Origin of the sequence: Mesorhizobium sp. WSM4306, from assembly GCF_007003975.1 — a bacterium.
Taxonomy (GTDB): domain Bacteria; phylum Pseudomonadota; class Alphaproteobacteria; order Rhizobiales; family Rhizobiaceae; genus Mesorhizobium.
Window position 1 is genome coordinate 175,895 of the sequence record NZ_VFTC01000002.1, and the last position, 15,775, is coordinate 191,669.

General features: G+C 61.4%; 12 protein-coding genes and 1 tRNA gene. 6 read left to right on the top strand and 7 right to left on the bottom strand.

What is annotated here, in order from left to right; genetic code table 11:
- Positions 1-66: 66 nt before the first annotated feature.
- The 3 genes from gor to rpiA all read right to left on the bottom strand — a co-directional run bounded on the left by gor (position 67) and on the right by rpiA (position 2,930).
- Entirely contained in the window at positions 67-1,458 is a 1,392-nt protein-coding gene (gene gor / locus FJV77_RS04560) for a glutathione-disulfide reductase (protein WP_142865669.1), read from the bottom strand.
- A gap of 124 nt (positions 1,459-1,582) precedes the next feature.
- The gene (locus FJV77_RS04565) at positions 1,583-2,212 is read right to left on the bottom strand and encodes a DUF2059 domain-containing protein (protein WP_142865670.1); all 630 of its coding nucleotides are present in this window, start codon (positions 2,210-2,212) and stop codon (positions 1,583-1,585) included.
- A complete protein-coding gene (rpiA, locus tag FJV77_RS04570; RefSeq protein WP_142865671.1) occupies positions 2,199-2,930 on the bottom strand; it encodes a ribose-5-phosphate isomerase RpiA in 732 nt (243 codons plus the stop codon). The genes FJV77_RS04565 and rpiA overlap by 14 nt, the downstream gene beginning before the upstream one ends.
- Before the next feature lie 157 nt (positions 2,931-3,087).
- On the opposite strand from rpiA, the gene FJV77_RS04575 reads away from it, so the two are divergent.
- Together FJV77_RS04575 and FJV77_RS04580 are read left to right on the top strand one after the other, a co-directional pair.
- Positions 3,088-3,771: a phosphoglycolate phosphatase gene (locus FJV77_RS04575; RefSeq protein ID WP_142865672.1), complete on the top strand. Its 684-nt coding sequence runs from the start codon at positions 3,088-3,090 to the stop codon at positions 3,769-3,771.
- A gap of 128 nt (positions 3,772-3,899) precedes the next feature.
- A tRNA-Val gene (locus FJV77_RS04580) sits at positions 3,900-3,974 on the top strand.
- Positions 3,975-4,147: 173 nt separating this feature from the next.
- On the opposite strand, the gene FJV77_RS04585 is transcribed toward FJV77_RS04580, so the two are convergent.
- Positions 4,148-4,891 carry an N-acetylmuramoyl-L-alanine amidase gene (locus FJV77_RS04585; protein WP_142865673.1) on the bottom strand — a complete coding sequence of 248 codons (744 nt, stop codon included), beginning with the start codon at positions 4,889-4,891 and terminating at the stop codon, positions 4,148-4,150.
- A gap of 414 nt (positions 4,892-5,305) precedes the next feature.
- Here FJV77_RS04585 and FJV77_RS04590 point away from each other — a divergent pair, with 414 nt between their 5' ends.
- From FJV77_RS04590 to FJV77_RS04605, 4 genes are all read left to right on the top strand, one after another.
- Entirely contained in the window at positions 5,306-6,556 is a 1,251-nt protein-coding gene (locus FJV77_RS04590; protein ID WP_142865674.1) for a trypsin-like peptidase domain-containing protein, read from the top strand.
- Positions 6,557-6,623: 67 nt separating this feature from the next.
- Positions 6,624-7,742, top strand: a complete 1,119-nt coding sequence (locus FJV77_RS04595) for a serine protease (RefSeq protein ID WP_185970192.1) — start codon at positions 6,624-6,626, stop codon at positions 7,740-7,742.
- The gene (locus FJV77_RS04600; protein WP_142865676.1) at positions 7,714-9,087 is read left to right on the top strand and encodes a hypothetical protein; all 1,374 of its coding nucleotides are present in this window, start codon (positions 7,714-7,716) and stop codon (positions 9,085-9,087) included. Before FJV77_RS04595 ends, FJV77_RS04600 begins: the two co-directional genes overlap by 29 nt.
- Positions 9,087-11,627: a DNA/RNA non-specific endonuclease gene (locus tag FJV77_RS04605; protein WP_185970193.1), complete on the top strand. Its 2,541-nt coding sequence runs from the start codon at positions 9,087-9,089 to the stop codon at positions 11,625-11,627. The genes FJV77_RS04600 and FJV77_RS04605 overlap by 1 nt, the downstream gene beginning before the upstream one ends.
- A gap of 9 nt (positions 11,628-11,636) precedes the next feature.
- On the opposite strand, the gene FJV77_RS04610 is transcribed toward FJV77_RS04605, so the two are convergent.
- From FJV77_RS04610 to FJV77_RS04620, 3 genes are all read right to left on the bottom strand, one after another.
- Entirely contained in the window at positions 11,637-12,620 is a 984-nt protein-coding gene (locus FJV77_RS04610) for a hypothetical protein (RefSeq protein WP_142865678.1), read from the bottom strand.
- 111 nt (positions 12,621-12,731) lie between these two features.
- Positions 12,732-13,004 (bottom strand): hypothetical protein, encoded by a 273-nt coding sequence (locus FJV77_RS04615; RefSeq protein WP_142865679.1) that lies wholly within the window; start codon positions 13,002-13,004, stop codon positions 12,732-12,734.
- A 169-nt stretch (positions 13,005-13,173) separates the two neighbouring features.
- Positions 13,174-15,438, bottom strand: coding sequence for a DNA/RNA non-specific endonuclease (locus tag FJV77_RS04620; RefSeq protein WP_142865680.1), 2,265 nt, complete (start codon positions 15,436-15,438; stop codon positions 13,174-13,176).
- Between the last annotated feature and the right edge of the window lie 337 nt (positions 15,439-15,775).

Sequence of the window (15,775 nt, forward strand, 5' to 3'; positions counted from 1 at the left end):
AAAGTCGTGATCAAGCGGCGCGGCGGTTGCGGGCATAGATCACACCTCGATGAATGATGCCGGGCGTCAATCGATCCGCACGCCGTCTTTCACCCGGTAGGTCGGCTTGTACATGGTGACCAGTTCCTCTGCCGCCGTCGGATGGACGGCCATGGTGCGGTCGAAATCGTCCTTGGTGACGCCGGCCTTCAGCGGAATACCCAGGAGTTGCGCCATCTCACCGGCATCCGGTCCCAGAATGTGCGCGCCGAGCACTTTTCGCGTGGTGCCGTCGACCACCAGCTTCGTCAGCATCTTTTCGTCGCGGCCCGACAGCGTGTGCCGCATCGGCCGGAACGTGGCGCGGTAGATCTCGATGTCGGAGTAGCGCTTGACGGCATCGTCCTCGGACAGGCCGACAGTGCCGATCTCCGGCTGTGAAAACACGGCGGTCGGGATCGTGTCGTGGTCGGGCGCCGTCGGGTTTCCCTTGAACGCGGTCTCGATGAAGCACATCGCCTCGTGGATCGCCACCGGCGTCAACTGCACACGGTTGGTGACATCGCCGATCGCCCAGATGTTGTCGATGTTGGTGCGGGAATACTGGTCGACAACGATGGCGCCGGTCTTGCCGAGCTCGATGCCGATGCCTTCCAGGCCCATATTCTCGGTGTTGGGGATGCGGCCGATGGCGAGCATGACCTGGTCGACCGTCAACACCTTGCCGCCGGTGACCAGCGCGTCCAGCCGCCCATCCGGACGCTTGCGCACCCATTCCGACACGGCGTGGCAGAGGATCTTTATCCCCTTCTTTTCCATGGTCTCGTGCAGCATGCGCCGCAGGTCCATGTCGAAGCGCGACAGGATCTCCTTGCCGCGGTAGACCAGCGTGGTGTCGACCCCCAAGCCATGGAAGATGTTGGCGAATTCGACGGCGATGTAGCCGCCGCCCTCGATCATGATCGCTTTCGGCAGCCGCTTGAGGTCGAAGACCTCGTTGGAAAAGATGCAATGCTCATGGCCGGGGAGTGCTGGATGCGGTGCCGGCCGTCCGCCGGTGGCGATCAGGATCTGGTCGGCGGTGACGGTGCGGTCGTCGCCCAAGAGGTGCACGATATGCGGGTCGACCAGCATGGCGCGCGAGTGGAACGTCTCGCCGCCTGCGCCTTTCACGTTTTTCTCGTAAATAGCCTCCAGCCGGGCGATCTCCCGGTCCTTGTTGGCGACCAGCGTCGGCCAGTCGAAACTCGCCTCCCGCACCGTCCAGCCATAGCCGGCGGCATCAGTGAAATGCTCGGGAAACTGCGAGGCGTAGACGTAGAGCTTCTTCGGCACGCAGCCGCGGATAACGCAGGTGCCGCCATAGCGGTATTCCTCGGCGATGCCGACGCGCTTGCCGAGTGCGGCCGCCACACGCGCCGCCCTCACCCCGCCGGAGCCGCCGCCGATGACGAAGAGATCGTAGTCGTAACCGGCCATGCTGACGCTCCATGCCTCAAGAAATGTTTGAGACAGGTAGGCTGCATGAGGCCAAAAGAAAAGCCCGGTTTGCACCGGGCTTTCTTGGTCCAGCGGCGAGGACGCCGATGGCGAAATCGAGGACTTAGTTCTTCGGCGCTTCCGGTTGGTCGCCGTCAGCGGGTGCGGCGCCGTCAGCAGGTGCCGCGCCATCAGCCGGGGCGGCACCATCAGCCGGGGCAGCGCCATCGGCGGGTGCCGCGGGAGCCTTGGCCTTCGCGGCGGCTGCCAGCGTCTCGCCGACCTGCTGGGCGAGATCGCGCGCCAGGCCGTTCTGCCAGATGTCGGCTGCCTTGACCAAATCGCGCGTCACCGCCGGGCCACTGTCGAGCAGCTTCTTGCCAGCCTCGGAATTGTAGAAGGCAGCGATGTCGGTGAGGTCCTTTTCGGAGAACACCTTGGCATAGGCCAGTGCCGCTTCCTTCTCCAGGTCGGCACGGCGTGAGGCCAGCGCCAGCGCCTTCTCGCTGATGGTCTTGCCGATCAGCTCCTGCATGTCGGGGTTCTTCTGGATAAGCTGCTGCTCCAGCGAGGCAGCCGCCTGCGGCAGGATGTTGTCGAACGGGTCGGTCGCATGGATGGCAGCGACCGCAGCGCGCGCCGCTTTCAGATGCGATTCGGTGACATCCTGCGCAAACGCCGGCGCGGAAAACGCCAAGACAGCCGAAGCCGCCACGATGGCGGAGAATTGGCGAACCCGTTTATGCAACATCATGGTCGGTAGAACTCCCTGGTTTTCGGGCGGCATGGACGGTTTGGATGCCGTCGCCACCGGCGATGATGGCCGCTGACGCCAGCCCGATGAAAAGACCATGCTCGACCACACCGGGGATGGCATGGAGAGCATTCGAAAGCGCTCTTGTATCCGGAATGCGGCCAAAAGATGCATCGAGGATAAAATGGCCGCCGTCTGTAACAAAAGGCTGGCCCCCCGTCATCCTCAATGTAACTGGGCCGGAAAGGCCGAGACTTTTGGCCGCTGCCGAAACCGCGATTTCGGTGGCGCGCAGGCCGAATTGATTGACTTCGATCGGCAGCGGAAAGCGGCCGAGCGTCTCGACCATTTTCGACTTGTCGGCAATGACGATCATGCGCCCGGAGGCCGCCGCAACGATCTTCTCCCGCAGCAGGGCGCCGCCGCCGCCCTTGATCAGCGTCAGTGCCGGATCGACCTCGTCGGCGCCGTCCACGGTGAGATCGAGCTCGGGCGTTTCCTCCAGCGTCGACAGCGGCACGCCGAGTTCGCGGCAGAGGGCCGCGGTGCGCTCCGAGGTCGGCACGCCGATGACGGTCATGCCGGTGGCGACCTTCTCGGCCAGAAGCCGCACGAACTCTTCCGCCGTGGTGCCGGTGCCGATGCCGAGCCGCATGCCGTCGCTGACATGGACAAGTGCTGCCCGCGCGGCCTCGACCTTCAACTGCCTCGCATCCATGCTTGCCCCGGAGGTTTTGGCTTGATTGTGATTTTTCTGATTGCGCGCTCCTAGCACTTTTGCCCGCTGGGTCAAAGACTTTGGCTGTCCGCCTGCTTGCCTGAATGAGGCACAGACGCTATCGCCTGCCTGCAATGCATCAGCCACAGGACAGGCCATGACCAGACCGATCATCGTGTTCGACCTCGACGGGACGCTGGTCGATACGGCGCCGGACCTGCTCGACAGCCTCAATCACAGCCTCGCCGCCAGCGAGCTTACAGCTGTCGACGAAGCCGGCTTCCGGCGGTTTGTCGGCCAGGGCGGGCGAGTGATGATCGAGCGCGCGCATATCGCGCAGCAGAAATCGCTTGGCGTCGAGGAGCATGATCGGCTGCTGAAGCTGTTTCTCGACCACTACACGCTCAACATTCCCGGCAAGTCGCGCCCCTACCCCGGCGTGGTCGAAGCGATCGCCCGCTTCGAGAAGGCCGGCTATTTGCTTGCCATCTGTACCAACAAATATGAGACGAATTCGGTGGCGCTGATCGAGGCGCTCGGCCTGACAGAGCATTTCGCCGCGATCGCCGGCCAGGACACGTTCGCCTTCCGCAAGCCCGATCCGCGCCATCTGACCGAGACCATCAGGCTCGCCGGCGGCGATCCGCACCATGCGCTGATGGTCGGCGATTCGCAGACCGACATCGACACCGCCAAGGCCGCCGGCATTCCGGTGGTCGCCGTCGATTTCGGCTACACCGACCGCCATGTGCGCGAATTCGAGCCGTCGGCCGTTATTTCGCATTTCGACGCCCTGACGCTCGACCTGGCGGAACGGCTGATTGCAGCAGCAAGCGGCTGAGCGGAGGGTGAGCGTGGCGGTCCACGCGGGCAGCATTCGAATCCGCGCTGGAATGCCCGCGACATCGCCTTGACTTCACAACCCCGCCTCCCTTATATCGCGGCTCGCTTGGCCTTCGGGCAACGAGCGGGCGATTAGCTCAGCGGGAGAGCACACCCTTCACACGGGTGGGGTCGCAGGTTCAATCCCTGCATCGCCCACCATTTCCCTGCATCAGCACCTTTTGCACTTCGAGATCGCGCATGCGCCGCTCACAAGCGGCGAAAACTGCCTCGCTGCCGTCATCGGCGATGCGGCTGAGCGCCTGCTACAGCGCGATGTAATACAGCCGCACTGGCACGGGGAGATGCGCAGCGCTTCTCCCCGCAGCATCCCCTCACCGTCGTGGAGCGGCGGCCTTCTTCGCGCCCTTGGTGGCAGTGGACGCTTTCTTCGCGGCGACGCTTGCTGCCTTGGGCAATGCCGTGGCTTTGCCGCCGCCGGCCTGGAAGCCGTCCTCGAAACTTCCCTTTGCAGCGACCGCTTCGATCGAACCGGCAGCGAGATAATCAGAGATGCCATCGGCCAGCGCCTTGGCGATCTTGTCGCGATAGGCATTGGTCTTCAATTTGGCCTCTTCGGCCGCGACATCCATAAAGCTGATTTCGACAAGGCAGCAGGCCGTCTTGGGGTGATGCGAACTAGGCTTGAGCACGCCGAGCGGCTGCCGTTTCACCCCACCGGGGTGACCTTTGTTGCGGTCGGTATGACCGGTCGCCGCAACCATCCGCTTCTGCACCGCGCGGCACAGGTCCGCCGACAGCGAACTGTGCAACGTGTCGCACAGGGTTTCCGTTCCCTGCGTGGTCTTGTTGAAGCCGTTGAGATGGATGGAGACAAAGACCGGCGCGGCGATCGCCTTGGCAACCGCCGCACGGTCGGCAAGTCCGACATTGTTGTCGGCCTTGCGCGTGAGCTTGACCGTATGGCCCTTAGCCGTCAGCAGCTTTTCCGCGCGCAGGCCGATATCGAGCGTGACGGTCTTCTCGAGCATTCCGCCCTGACCGACTGCATTGTTCGGGCTTGAGCCGCCAAGCTTGGCGGTTCCACCATGTCCTGGATCAAGTACGATCTTTGCCATTTTCTTCCCCCCTGTGCCTGAACGGCCCCCCGTCGGCGAAATAACTGCGCTACAACAAAATATCCAAAACACCACCAAAGTCGGTTGGCGGCGCCGGTATCGTCCGGCTCAATCAAAAAATACCTATGATGGAAGTATATCGTCGAATCACGTACTTGTCAAAGTTGGGAATTCTCGTATGATATGATGTAGTTAAGCGCAGTTTGATTATGATCTATTTTAGGACTGGAGCTATATAGAATAAAAGTGAGAGCTTAAGAAAAACGCCAGCGACCAGAAGTCGGCGGCAATACAGTTTTAGAATATCTCAAGAATGGCGACGTCTGTATCCGACGGGTAAATTCTGATTTCCGTCTGGTGCTTTCTGTTCTGGTACGGGCCATTCGACGAGCCTAGCTTGGGGCGGGAGTTTCTATGGCCAGATATGATCAGGACGCTGTCGAGAGATTGCGGTCAACGTTCGCGCGCCGACTTGTGAAAGCGCGGCCGGGGGTCGGCTTGGAGTCGATGGAAAGTGCAGGCGCTTCGGCGGAGGGCGGCGGCGATGCCGTGCTGTCCCCCGAAGCCTTGCTTGCGCGTTGGGAAGTGTCGAGGGACTTCCTGCGTGAGTTTATCGCGCGCGAGCTTGGGGACGACGCGAAACTGGTCGAGGGGGCCGAACGGGCTCTGCGCAATGGCCGGGAGGGTCTCGAACTGATAGGGGGCAAAACGTCGACCACCACCGCCAGTCCCAGGCAAGTCGCCGCCGGCCTGGAAGTGGTTGTGCGCACCGACGGTTCGCGGCCCGCATTCATCATTCGCGATGATGACATCGTCAAGGATTCGAGCCCGTCCGGATCGTGGACCGACTTGCTCACCGACGTCACGCGGTTGTCCGACATCAGGAAAGTGTTGGGCAGTGTCGGCCGCATCGACATGGTTCATCCCGGCGCGCCATTCGCGGGAACGGGCTGGCTGATCGGAAAGGACCTGCTGGTCACCAACCGTCATGTTGCGCAGCTGTTCGTCGATTTCGAGTCGGGCGGGGCCATTATGCCGGGCCGCGAGCCTCATGTTGATTTCGGCCATGAACTCAATGGCGCAAAATCACGCAACCGACGACCAATCATCGAACTGGTCTTTTGCGGCGCAACGCCAATCCCCAATACTGGTCTTAATCACACCCTGCTCGATCTTGCGGTCTTCCGGCTGGGCGGCAGCGCAGCAGCAGAGCAGATGCCGCTGAAAGTCGGTCTCGGTGAGCAACTGGCCAATCCGCAAACCGAGATCATCATCATCGGCTATCCGGCCAAGCCGGGCAGCGACGACATCCTCGGAACCGTAACGGAGACCGACCGTGTTCTGAAGCTGCTGTTCAACAAATTGTGGGGCTACAAGCGCCTTGCGCCCGGCGAGGTCATGAACAGTTCGGAGGGCATTAGGACGGTAAGCCACGATGCATCGACGCTGGGTGGAAATTCCGGCTCGGTCGTGATGGGGATCGACACGCTGCCGCTCGTCACCGGCCTGCACTATGGCGGCTTCTGGGGTGGAGAACGGGCAAACTGGGGCCACGTGGTCGAAAATGTGCTGACGGAAAAAGGTCTTGGCGGTCTTCAATATGAAACACTGCACGAACTGAGCAAGGCGGAAGGTGTGGAACTGGTGGCGGCGGAAGATTTGTAAGCTGCGGCATGCCGCAGAAGACACGAGCGCAACGACCGCTCGGCGGGCAACGATGGACAAGGTGCGGATGAGCGGACTTAGCGGCCCAGGGCTTGAGAAACTCACGACGGAAGTTGCCGGCGCCGTGAACGACTTCGAGCTCGAGGTCATCGTCCATGTCGTTACGGGAGACCAACTCTACGAGGAATATGTCGGCAAGGGGTTGCCGCTTAAGAAGACAATCAGGGAATTGCTCATCCAATTGGACAAGGATGGCTCTCTCGCCCGGTTCCTTGCCGACATCCTTCAGCGCAAGCCCGACAGGAAGGATCTTGTTGCGATCTTCGCCGGCCTGGTTCCGGCGGCGGTAAAACTCGATCCCGGCGCCGGGCCGGCACTAAGCTTGCAGCGTGCCGGAGTCGACGATGAAAGCGCGACCGCGATCGCGGCTGCTCCGGGCCTGCAACGCAATGTTCGACCGCATCTCAACATGATCGAAGTGCGCGAATGGCTGGACGGATTGACGAACGCCGAAAGGCGTGTGTGCCGCATCGAGATCGGCAAGAACGGGGCAGGCACGGGTTTCCTTGTCGGGCCATCGACCGTGATGACCAACTGGCATGTCGTCCGCAAGGTTCTCGATCCGAAAAGCTGGCAGAAGATCTCGTGCCGGTTCGACTTCCTCGTGCTGCCGGACGGATCGGTGCAGGAAGGCGTCAGGATTGTGCTCGGCGACAAGGGCGTTATGGCGTTCAGCCCCGCCAGCGATGCCGAGCTTACGCCTTCGCCCGATGAGCCGCCACCGACGGGAGACCAGCTCGACTACGCGCTGTTGCATCTTGCCAAGCCGCTGGGAAGCCAGCGTGGCTGGGTGGAACTGCCGGGAGATGAGATCGAAATGCCAGCGGGTAGCCCGCTGATCATCGCGCAGCATCCGCTTGCCGCGCCGATGAAGCTGGCCCTGGACACCGATTCCGTCATAGGCCGGGTCGGCAGGGGGCTGCGTTTGCGCTACCATACCAACACGGAATCCGGCTCTTCCGGTTCGCCCTGTTTCAACATGGATTGGCAGCTGGTGGCACTGCATCATTTGGGTGATCCGGTCGAAGGGCCGCCGGTTTTCAACCAGGGTGTGCCTGCCGAACTGATCCGCGCGGATATCGTCGAGAAGAAGAAGCTTGGCGCGTGTCTGGGTGCGGATCCGTGAAGGTGTAGTCTTGGCAGCGCTCACACCGACCCAATTGGAGCTTTTGGCCAAAGCGATCGGCGATCGCTTCGATTTCGAAACGCTGGGCTACATCCTGTTCAAATGCGTGGGCGACAACAAGATCGCCGAGGTGGCATCGCGAACTGATCCAACCCGAACCATCGCGATGGCCTGCCTCAAGCAGGCGGATATCGATGGGGTGATGACATCGTTTCTTGCTTTTGCCGTCGACGCGCGCAAGAGCGACCAGCCGTTTCGCGATCTGGTCCAAAAGACGGTGCCTGCCGTCGCCGACGCGCGCCCCACCACCAGGGAGGCCGTGAGCACGATCGTGAAGGCGCTGTTCGAGGCCCATGCCTTGCTGGGAACTCAAGAGATACTCCAGGCAATAACGGCCTCGCGCGAGTCTCTCGGAGCGGTAGACGGCGACGTCATCGTGCTTCAGGTCCACAAGGGACTGCACGACGATCTTCATCAGCTCCAGCTGCGGCGATACGAGAGCCTGCAGGAGGCGGCGGATTTCGTGGCAGCGGGCGACAAAACGAAGGTTGGAATGCTGCGGGATTTTCAGGATCGGTTGCAGGTCACTCAGCCCAGCATGGTGACCTCGATCCAGCAATTATCCGTCGATACAAACAAGCGCGTACAGGAACAGTGGATCGGCAAGCTAGGCAAGGCTGCCGACATGCTGCAGACCGCATTGGACGCGCTGGACGAACCAAAGGTCAAGATATCGCTCGGAATCGTGCAGCGCATCCTCGAGAGCGAGCCGACGCAGATCAACAATGTGATCTTTGCGACCGCCCGCGCACTGCCCCTGCCCTCGCTGGTCGACACGCTCAGCACGGTCAGCGCGGCGGCCGGCCCGACGGCTCCGAATCTGGCCAAGAGTGCCGATCAGGTTCGCGCCGTCCATACCATGTTGACCGCCAGGGTTGCCGAGCATCAGCTCTGGCAGGAAGCGGACGACAATTTGTGGACACTCGGCCGTGTTTTCACCTTGCCACCGATCAATGTGCTGAAGGATTTCGCCAAGCTGTGGCCGCCCGTGCGATCACAGTATGATGTGCTTTCGGGTGCGGAAAGCGAGCAAATCTGGGCCGGGCGTGTGCGCGGCTACGCCGATGGCATAGGCGATCAGCTCAGCGCATTGGACGGCAAACTCACCAAGGCAGGTGTGCTGACGAGCGACGATATTGCTCCGCTACAGGAGATCTTCGACAACTTTCGCGCCCAGGTGCGGCTGCGCTTCTTCCATGCCGACAAGGATCTCAGGTCGGAATGCACAACGCTGGTCGAGATCGGCACGCCGATCAAGGCTATCCTCGCAGGTCTGGTGAAGTGATGAGCGAACCTTTCAAATCGTTCGATGCCCTGAAGTCGGCTTATGACGCGCTCGCAGGGCAACCACGCGCAGGGAGCAGCGACAAAGACAGTCACGAAACGGCGATTCGAGATTTCGTCGAGGCTGCGGCGCAGGCTGGAGCCTTCATCGAAGATCCCAACCAGCGTCGCTCCGCGCAGGACATGCTGGACTATTGGTTTACGCATCTGCTCGCCAGCAGCGACGCCGAGATGGATGTCGTCTCGCCGCGTCTTGCCGACTATCGACCGGTCGCCGAGATGCCCAAGGGGGCAGCCGAACCGTCAGCAAAAACCGAGTCGCAATCCGACCTCGAGCGCAGCCGGCAGATCATCCGACTGGGCGCGCTGGCGCGCCAGTGGCGCTACAATGACGAAGCCAAAGGCTACCTTCTGAAGGGTGCGGCGCTCGAGGATGCAAAGCAGTACAGCCAGGAGGATCGCGACATTGCGGCGCTCGTGGCCGCCAGCGAGCGGGAAGAGCGCAAATCAAAGAACACCTGGATAACCGCCCTTGCCGTGGTCGCGATACTCCTTGCCGTGCTTGCGGGGATCGCAATCCTGCAAGCCAGGACAGCAACGGCGCAAGCCAAGTTAGCAAAGGAGCAAATGATCCGCGCTGAGCAGAACTACACGCTCGCCCAGGAGGAAAAGGCGCGCGCCGACGCCGCCGCCAAACTGGCGCTGGAAGAACAAAAGCGTGCCGATGCTGCTGCCTTGGCATTAACCCAGGAGCAGAAAAACCGCGCGGAGGAACAAAGGGCCGAGGCCGAGGCGCAGCGGCGAGCCGCTGAAGCCGCGGCAAAAGCGAGCGACGAAGCCCGTCTGAATGCAGAAAAGCTGGCGGAGCAGGCGAAGGCAGATACCGAGGCGCTCAGCAAACGCTTCGCCGAATTGCAAAAGCAGCAGGTTGTGCTCGATGCCGCTATCGAAGTTATCCGCAAGCAACTGCAATCCGGCGAACTTCAACGTTCCGAATTGCCGGAGGCAATCGCCGAACTGATCAAACCCGACGCGGTGGTCGACGTGTTCTCCGATCCGTCGATCCTGGAGGGCTACAAAAGCGGGTTTCTTGGCGTGGATGTGGCGCTGCCTGCCCTGTCCGAAACCAACAGACCGTTGGCGTTCGATGGCGGTCGTTCCCTCAACTATCTCAACTACAGCATCGTGCTAAACCAGCAGCGGCGCATGGCCTTCTACAGTGCGGTCAATCTGGATCGCGATCAGCTGCGCGTGTTGCCGGGCCGTCCCTTTCCCAGCTATCCGTCAAAGCCGGATCCGCGCATTCCACGCGAGGTTCAGTTGCTTCCGGCCTGGTTTGTCAACCCGGCCTTCGACGTCGGGCATCTTGCGTGGCGTTCCGAAATTTCTTGGGGGCAGGTGCTTCCGGCAGTTCCAAACACGGCGGCACAGATCCTCAATGACTCGTTGTATGTTTTCACCAACATCACGCCGCAGTTCGATACCTTCAACCAAGGTATCTGGGCCGCGCTGGATCGATGGACCCTGACCAAACACAATCCGGACGCGCGCCAGGTCACGATCTTCACCGGACCGGTTTTCGCCACCGACGATCCCGTCTTCAATGGCGTCAGCATCCCTCGCGCTTTCTGGAAAGTCGTCGTTTCCGCCACTCCGAACTATTCCCAAAGCGCCGGGCCAAGCAGTTATGTCGTCGACGCGTTCCTGATCTCACAGTTCAAGCCGGGTACGATTGAGAAGGTCGATCTGGTTCGCAGCTTCGACCCCGAGACCTATCGCGTTCCCGTCGCCGAGATCGAGAGCCTCACCGGCTTGCGTTTCGCCGAAATCATCGAGTCGACCGACCGAAACAGGCTTCCGGTCATTGGCGAGACCATTGGCGACGTCATGGCGAGCAGAGTTGGATTGCTCGACGCCCCGGACGCGCCGCAGCGCAAGGAAGTTGCGCAAGAACTCGTCTCTGCCCTGCGTGACGGCGCAATGGTGTGGTCCGAGCAACAGAAGGTGATTTCCGCGCTGCTCGCAATGGCGCAAGACACGTCCGTGCAGAAGTTGAGCGCCACCGGTCGGCTTAACCTGCTTTTCGTCCTGTCCCAGGTGCCGGCCAGCACTTGGGACAATGCGCAGGCGGTTGACCTGAAGGCCACCGCGCGTGATGCGGTCGCGGTGCTCGAATCGCGCGCCGCGGCCGGCTCGACTGAGATAGGGGCGCAAACGCGCGAACACCTCGCGCGGCTTGAGACGAATATCGGCTACGGCAAGAAGTGGACGCAGACCGTCTACCTTCAATTCACCGGATTGACCCGCAACGCGGCCATCGAGATCAGCAGCCGGATGCAGCAGCTCGGCTGGAACATACCCGGCGAGGAGCGTGTCAAGGAAGGCGCAAACGAAGTACGCTTCAACCCTGCCGTCGAAGCCGATGAGGAGGCGGCGGAATTGCTGGCTGCCGACCTGCGGGCACTGGGCCGAACGGCGGTCACAGCCAAGGGAAACAAGCGGATCAAGTCAGGCAATCTGGAGATTTATCTCAGCGACTAACCCCGGCGATCAAATCCGACAGCTGGAGCTCGAAGGCGCACTCTGACCCATCTGCATGCAGACGTCGCTTTTTACAAGTTTTGAGGTTTTCAGATCGAACACGAAATAACCGATCGCCGCCCCGCCGGTGTAAGACAGCTTGTCACCGGTAAAAAGGGTTGTGAAAAGATGTTTTCGCGACTTCGAATTGCCTCCGGCCGATATCGACTTTATCGACACGAAAAGCGGCTTGTCTTCATCCTCAATCAAGCGACACATATCCGAGCCCAAAAGGAGCTGAGTCATGCTTCCCTTGCCGGTTTCGGGATCGACTTTGACCGCGGCCTCTATGGCGGCATCTGTCGATACAAACAGCGCAGCCACGCTCGGCGGCGGCTCTGCGGGGTATTTGGCACGAACCCTGTCCCGGAGGCGCCTCAACTCGTCGAGCATGCCCATCACCGAATGGGTTGGCGAGGTGTCGGACATCATCCCTGAAAACAGTTCGGGCAGCACCACACCGACCGATTTCGCCGCCAACTGTCCGGCCAACAGCGGATATAGCGCATTCTCACTAAGTTCGATTTTCTTGCCGGTGTAGGTCGTTTGCGCCTTGAAGTAGCTTAGCAGTGTGGCCACTCCGCTGACGACCGATGTCGCGGCCGAGAGCTGCGCCACAAGAGACTCAGTCGTGCCTTTTTTCGTCGGACTCTCGGGCTGTGCGAGAACGGATTTCAGCTCGTCACCGAGTAGCTTGATGCGTCCTTGGTAAGCGTTGAACGCCCGTGCGGCCGTCAACAAGCCATCGCCGCCAATCACCACAACACTCGGTTCGAGCGAGGCAACCTCCGCCGCGATATCTGTCATGACGGAACGCGCTGCATTCAACGTCAAAAAATCGACTTCGATCTTGACGTCACTGTCGAGAGCTACGGATTCCGTCGGCGGTTCGACAGCTGCAACCGCCGGCGTAGTCGTCCCACCTTCTCCGTCACTCTCTCCACTTTCACTCATTGCACCCTCCTCTGATCTCTTTCGCCCAAATCGGCGCACACCCGAGTTTTTCGCCCGGCTGTTTCAGACGTCGCCCGGCGAGGCGCCTCGAAAAGCTTCAAGCCAGTGCAGCTAGCAGCTGCAACTCGCCCCTGCCCCGCCGAAATTCTTCTGCGCGAAATTCAACGCGCTTGAGTAGCTCGTGTAACTCTGGAACTGGCAGACATTGGAGCCGCGGCGCACCTTCATCTGTTCGAGATCCCAGAACGAGACTTCGATGCGATCGTCGGCGCAATAGACGGTGTATTTTTCAGGTTCCAGCGCACTCGCCTTATGCAAAGGCATGGAGACGGCAGGAATGGAAAGCACGGAAAGTGCAAGCATGACGGTGTGACGCGTGCGCATGGAAAAACCCCAGAGAAAAACCAGCCCCGCATTGTCGCTGCGAAATTGAAGCGATGCATCACGGCTTTTTGACGAACGGGTTTTTCGTCCGGCAGTCCCCGCATTTTGGCGGAAAGCGCCTGGACCTGGCTCGCGACCAGTGCCCTGCCCAGCGCGCTGCCGCGCTCCCCTAGCTCTTCTTCTTTCGCTTGCGTGACCCAGCCCGCATGGCGATCTCCGTGCCGCGCACCGTGTCATATTGGTCGGCGTCGATCAGCGACTGGTCGAAGCTGACGCCGGTCATTTCGGAGATTTCGGTCAGCGGGTACATGGCGCCAATGAACTCTTCCGAGACCGTGAACTCCAGCTCCGTGTCGGCGAGGTCCTGTTCGAGCACAAAGCCGTAGCTGGCGAGGCCGTCGGCGACGCGGGCGACGACCACCTTCCAGAAGCGGCGCGGCACGGGTGCGCGAAGGCTGGTGCCCTTGGGGCCTTTGCCGGCGAATGTCCGGTCGTCTTCGGCCAGGACCGGGCCAGCGAAGACGCAGAGCCGTTCGCTCGCCGCCTCGGACAGGACATGGTTCTCGAGATCGCCCCAGTTCTTCTCGCCGCTGTCGGAACGATTGTAGCCTTCGACCTGAGGCGAACAGTTGGTGACATGGAAGGAGCAGACATTGCCCCTCAGCAGAAGTTCGAAGGTGCTGCCCCAGGCCACGTCATCACGCCTGACGATATGGCCCTTGTCGAAGGCGCCCTGATCCTTGACATAGAAGACGTCGGGGATCTGATACTTGTCGTCGAGCCTCAGATCCGGGAACCAGCGCTCGCTGAACAGGCCGCCGCGCGAATAGTTACGGCCCTTTTCCGGCTCGCGCAGATTGCTCTCCTCGGTGACGTTGGAGGCGGTGAACAGGGCCAGCCGCCGCTTGGCGTGCATCTTGAGCGAGAAGTTCTGGTAGTCGAGCCGCGTGCCGCCGGCCTTGAGCGGCGCCAGCACGGAAGGGTCAGCGGCTTCCGGCATCGGCACCACGACCGGCGCGAGCTTGGTGCCGCCGGAGAGGAATTTTTCGTCGTAGCCCTCGTAGCCGTCATAGTCGGCGGCCGATTTGGGAACGAACGCCCCGCCGGGGGGCGTCGGTTTGGCCGCTTCACGCTCGACCGATTCCGTGACCGCCTCATGGGCAGGCGTTGCGCCGAGCGAGACGGTGATGCGCAACGGAACTTCGAAGGTGACGCTGCCGCCGGGCGAAACGACGACGCCTCCGGATGAAGGCGCCTGGGTGACGACGCCCGGAATCTGCTTTACGCCGCCGACCTCGACCAGGTTTACGCCTTCGGCCGGCGACGCGCTGTCGGCCTTGTTCCACCAGGCGCCCCAATCGTTGGGGCCGCCGCTGGCGGGGCCGGCGAAGTTGAGGCCGAGGTCGACGACGCGCTGGTCTTTGGCCAGCGCGCCGGTGGGCACGGCGTAGTTGCGCTCGAGATAGCGGCCGGCGAAATGCAGCGCCACGACCTCGCCGGTGGCAAGGTTGATCATGGCGGTACCGGAGTTGCCGCCAGTCGTCGAGCAATCATGTGTGGCCGCACTGACGATCTTGCCGAAACTCTCGGTGCCGAAACCGCCTTGCAGCATGCCCGGCTGCAGCCGCTTGACCTGGAAGCGGTTGCGCATGAGGTCGTTCTGGACATCGACCGCGTTGCGGTTGTCGAACGCCGGATAGCCGATGGCGACAACTTCCTGACGCAGCATGTCGCGCGCGTCGGCGACGGCGAGCGACAGCGGCTTGATGTTGTCGGGCAGGCCCTCGACTTCGAGGATCGCCATGTCCCAATAGGGATGGATCATCCGGACATCGCGGATCTTGAAGACGTTTCCTGCGGCCGAATCGCGCTTGAAGTCGATGCCGGCGGCACGGCCGTTGATGAACTGCAGATTGCGGTCACCGAGACCGTCAGCAAAGATCTGCGCCACATGACGGTTGGTCATCAAAAGGTTGCGCCCGACGACAAAGCCGGTGCCGCCATAGGGGATGTTGGTGTTCCACGACAGCTCGATGCGCCCGATCGCCGGCAAAGCGGCTTCGATGCGCTGTTTCAATGCGGCTTCGCTGGTAAGCTTCGTCCACAGCGAGTGACCCGGTGTCGGCGCGCCGTCGAAAGTCAACGTCGTGAAGGTGCCATCCTTGATGTCGTAGACCGGCCGCAACTCCGGGATGATTATGGCTTCCAGATCGGAAAGCTGCTCGGGCGCGACTTCGGCCCCGCGCGCCAGATTCTCCGCACCGGCGCGCGCCGATTCAAAGGCCGCTTCCGTCTTGCCGCCGTCCGTGGGCGCAAGGGATTCCAGGGCGTCACCGGCCATCGTCTCCATGTTGGCGAGGACCGATTCAGTCCCCTCGCCCCCGGTGACGAGATCAAGATATTGACGGATTCTCTGCTCTCTGCTGACCGGCATGGTCGCCCCTCCCCCAAAGGTTCTGTCAAAGAAAAGAACTGTATTGCCCCATTTTAGACTGGCGCAATTCTGGACGGCACGCAAGGAAACAAATCAACGCGCGTCTAATATGACTGAGGCGTGACGTTGGCATGTCTCTTCGCCGGCAGTCGCTCGCGCGATGTGTAACGGTCGCACTATTTTAGCGCCGTCGTATGTGATCTCGATCACAGACGGTGATGTCGTTTGCGCCGACCTATCGCAGCGGGCGGAAATGAGCATTGCGTATCCGCTCGGTTTGCTGGAATTTGATCACCTAACCATTTTTTCAGTTGCCGTCTGCACGCGGCCGGCTCCT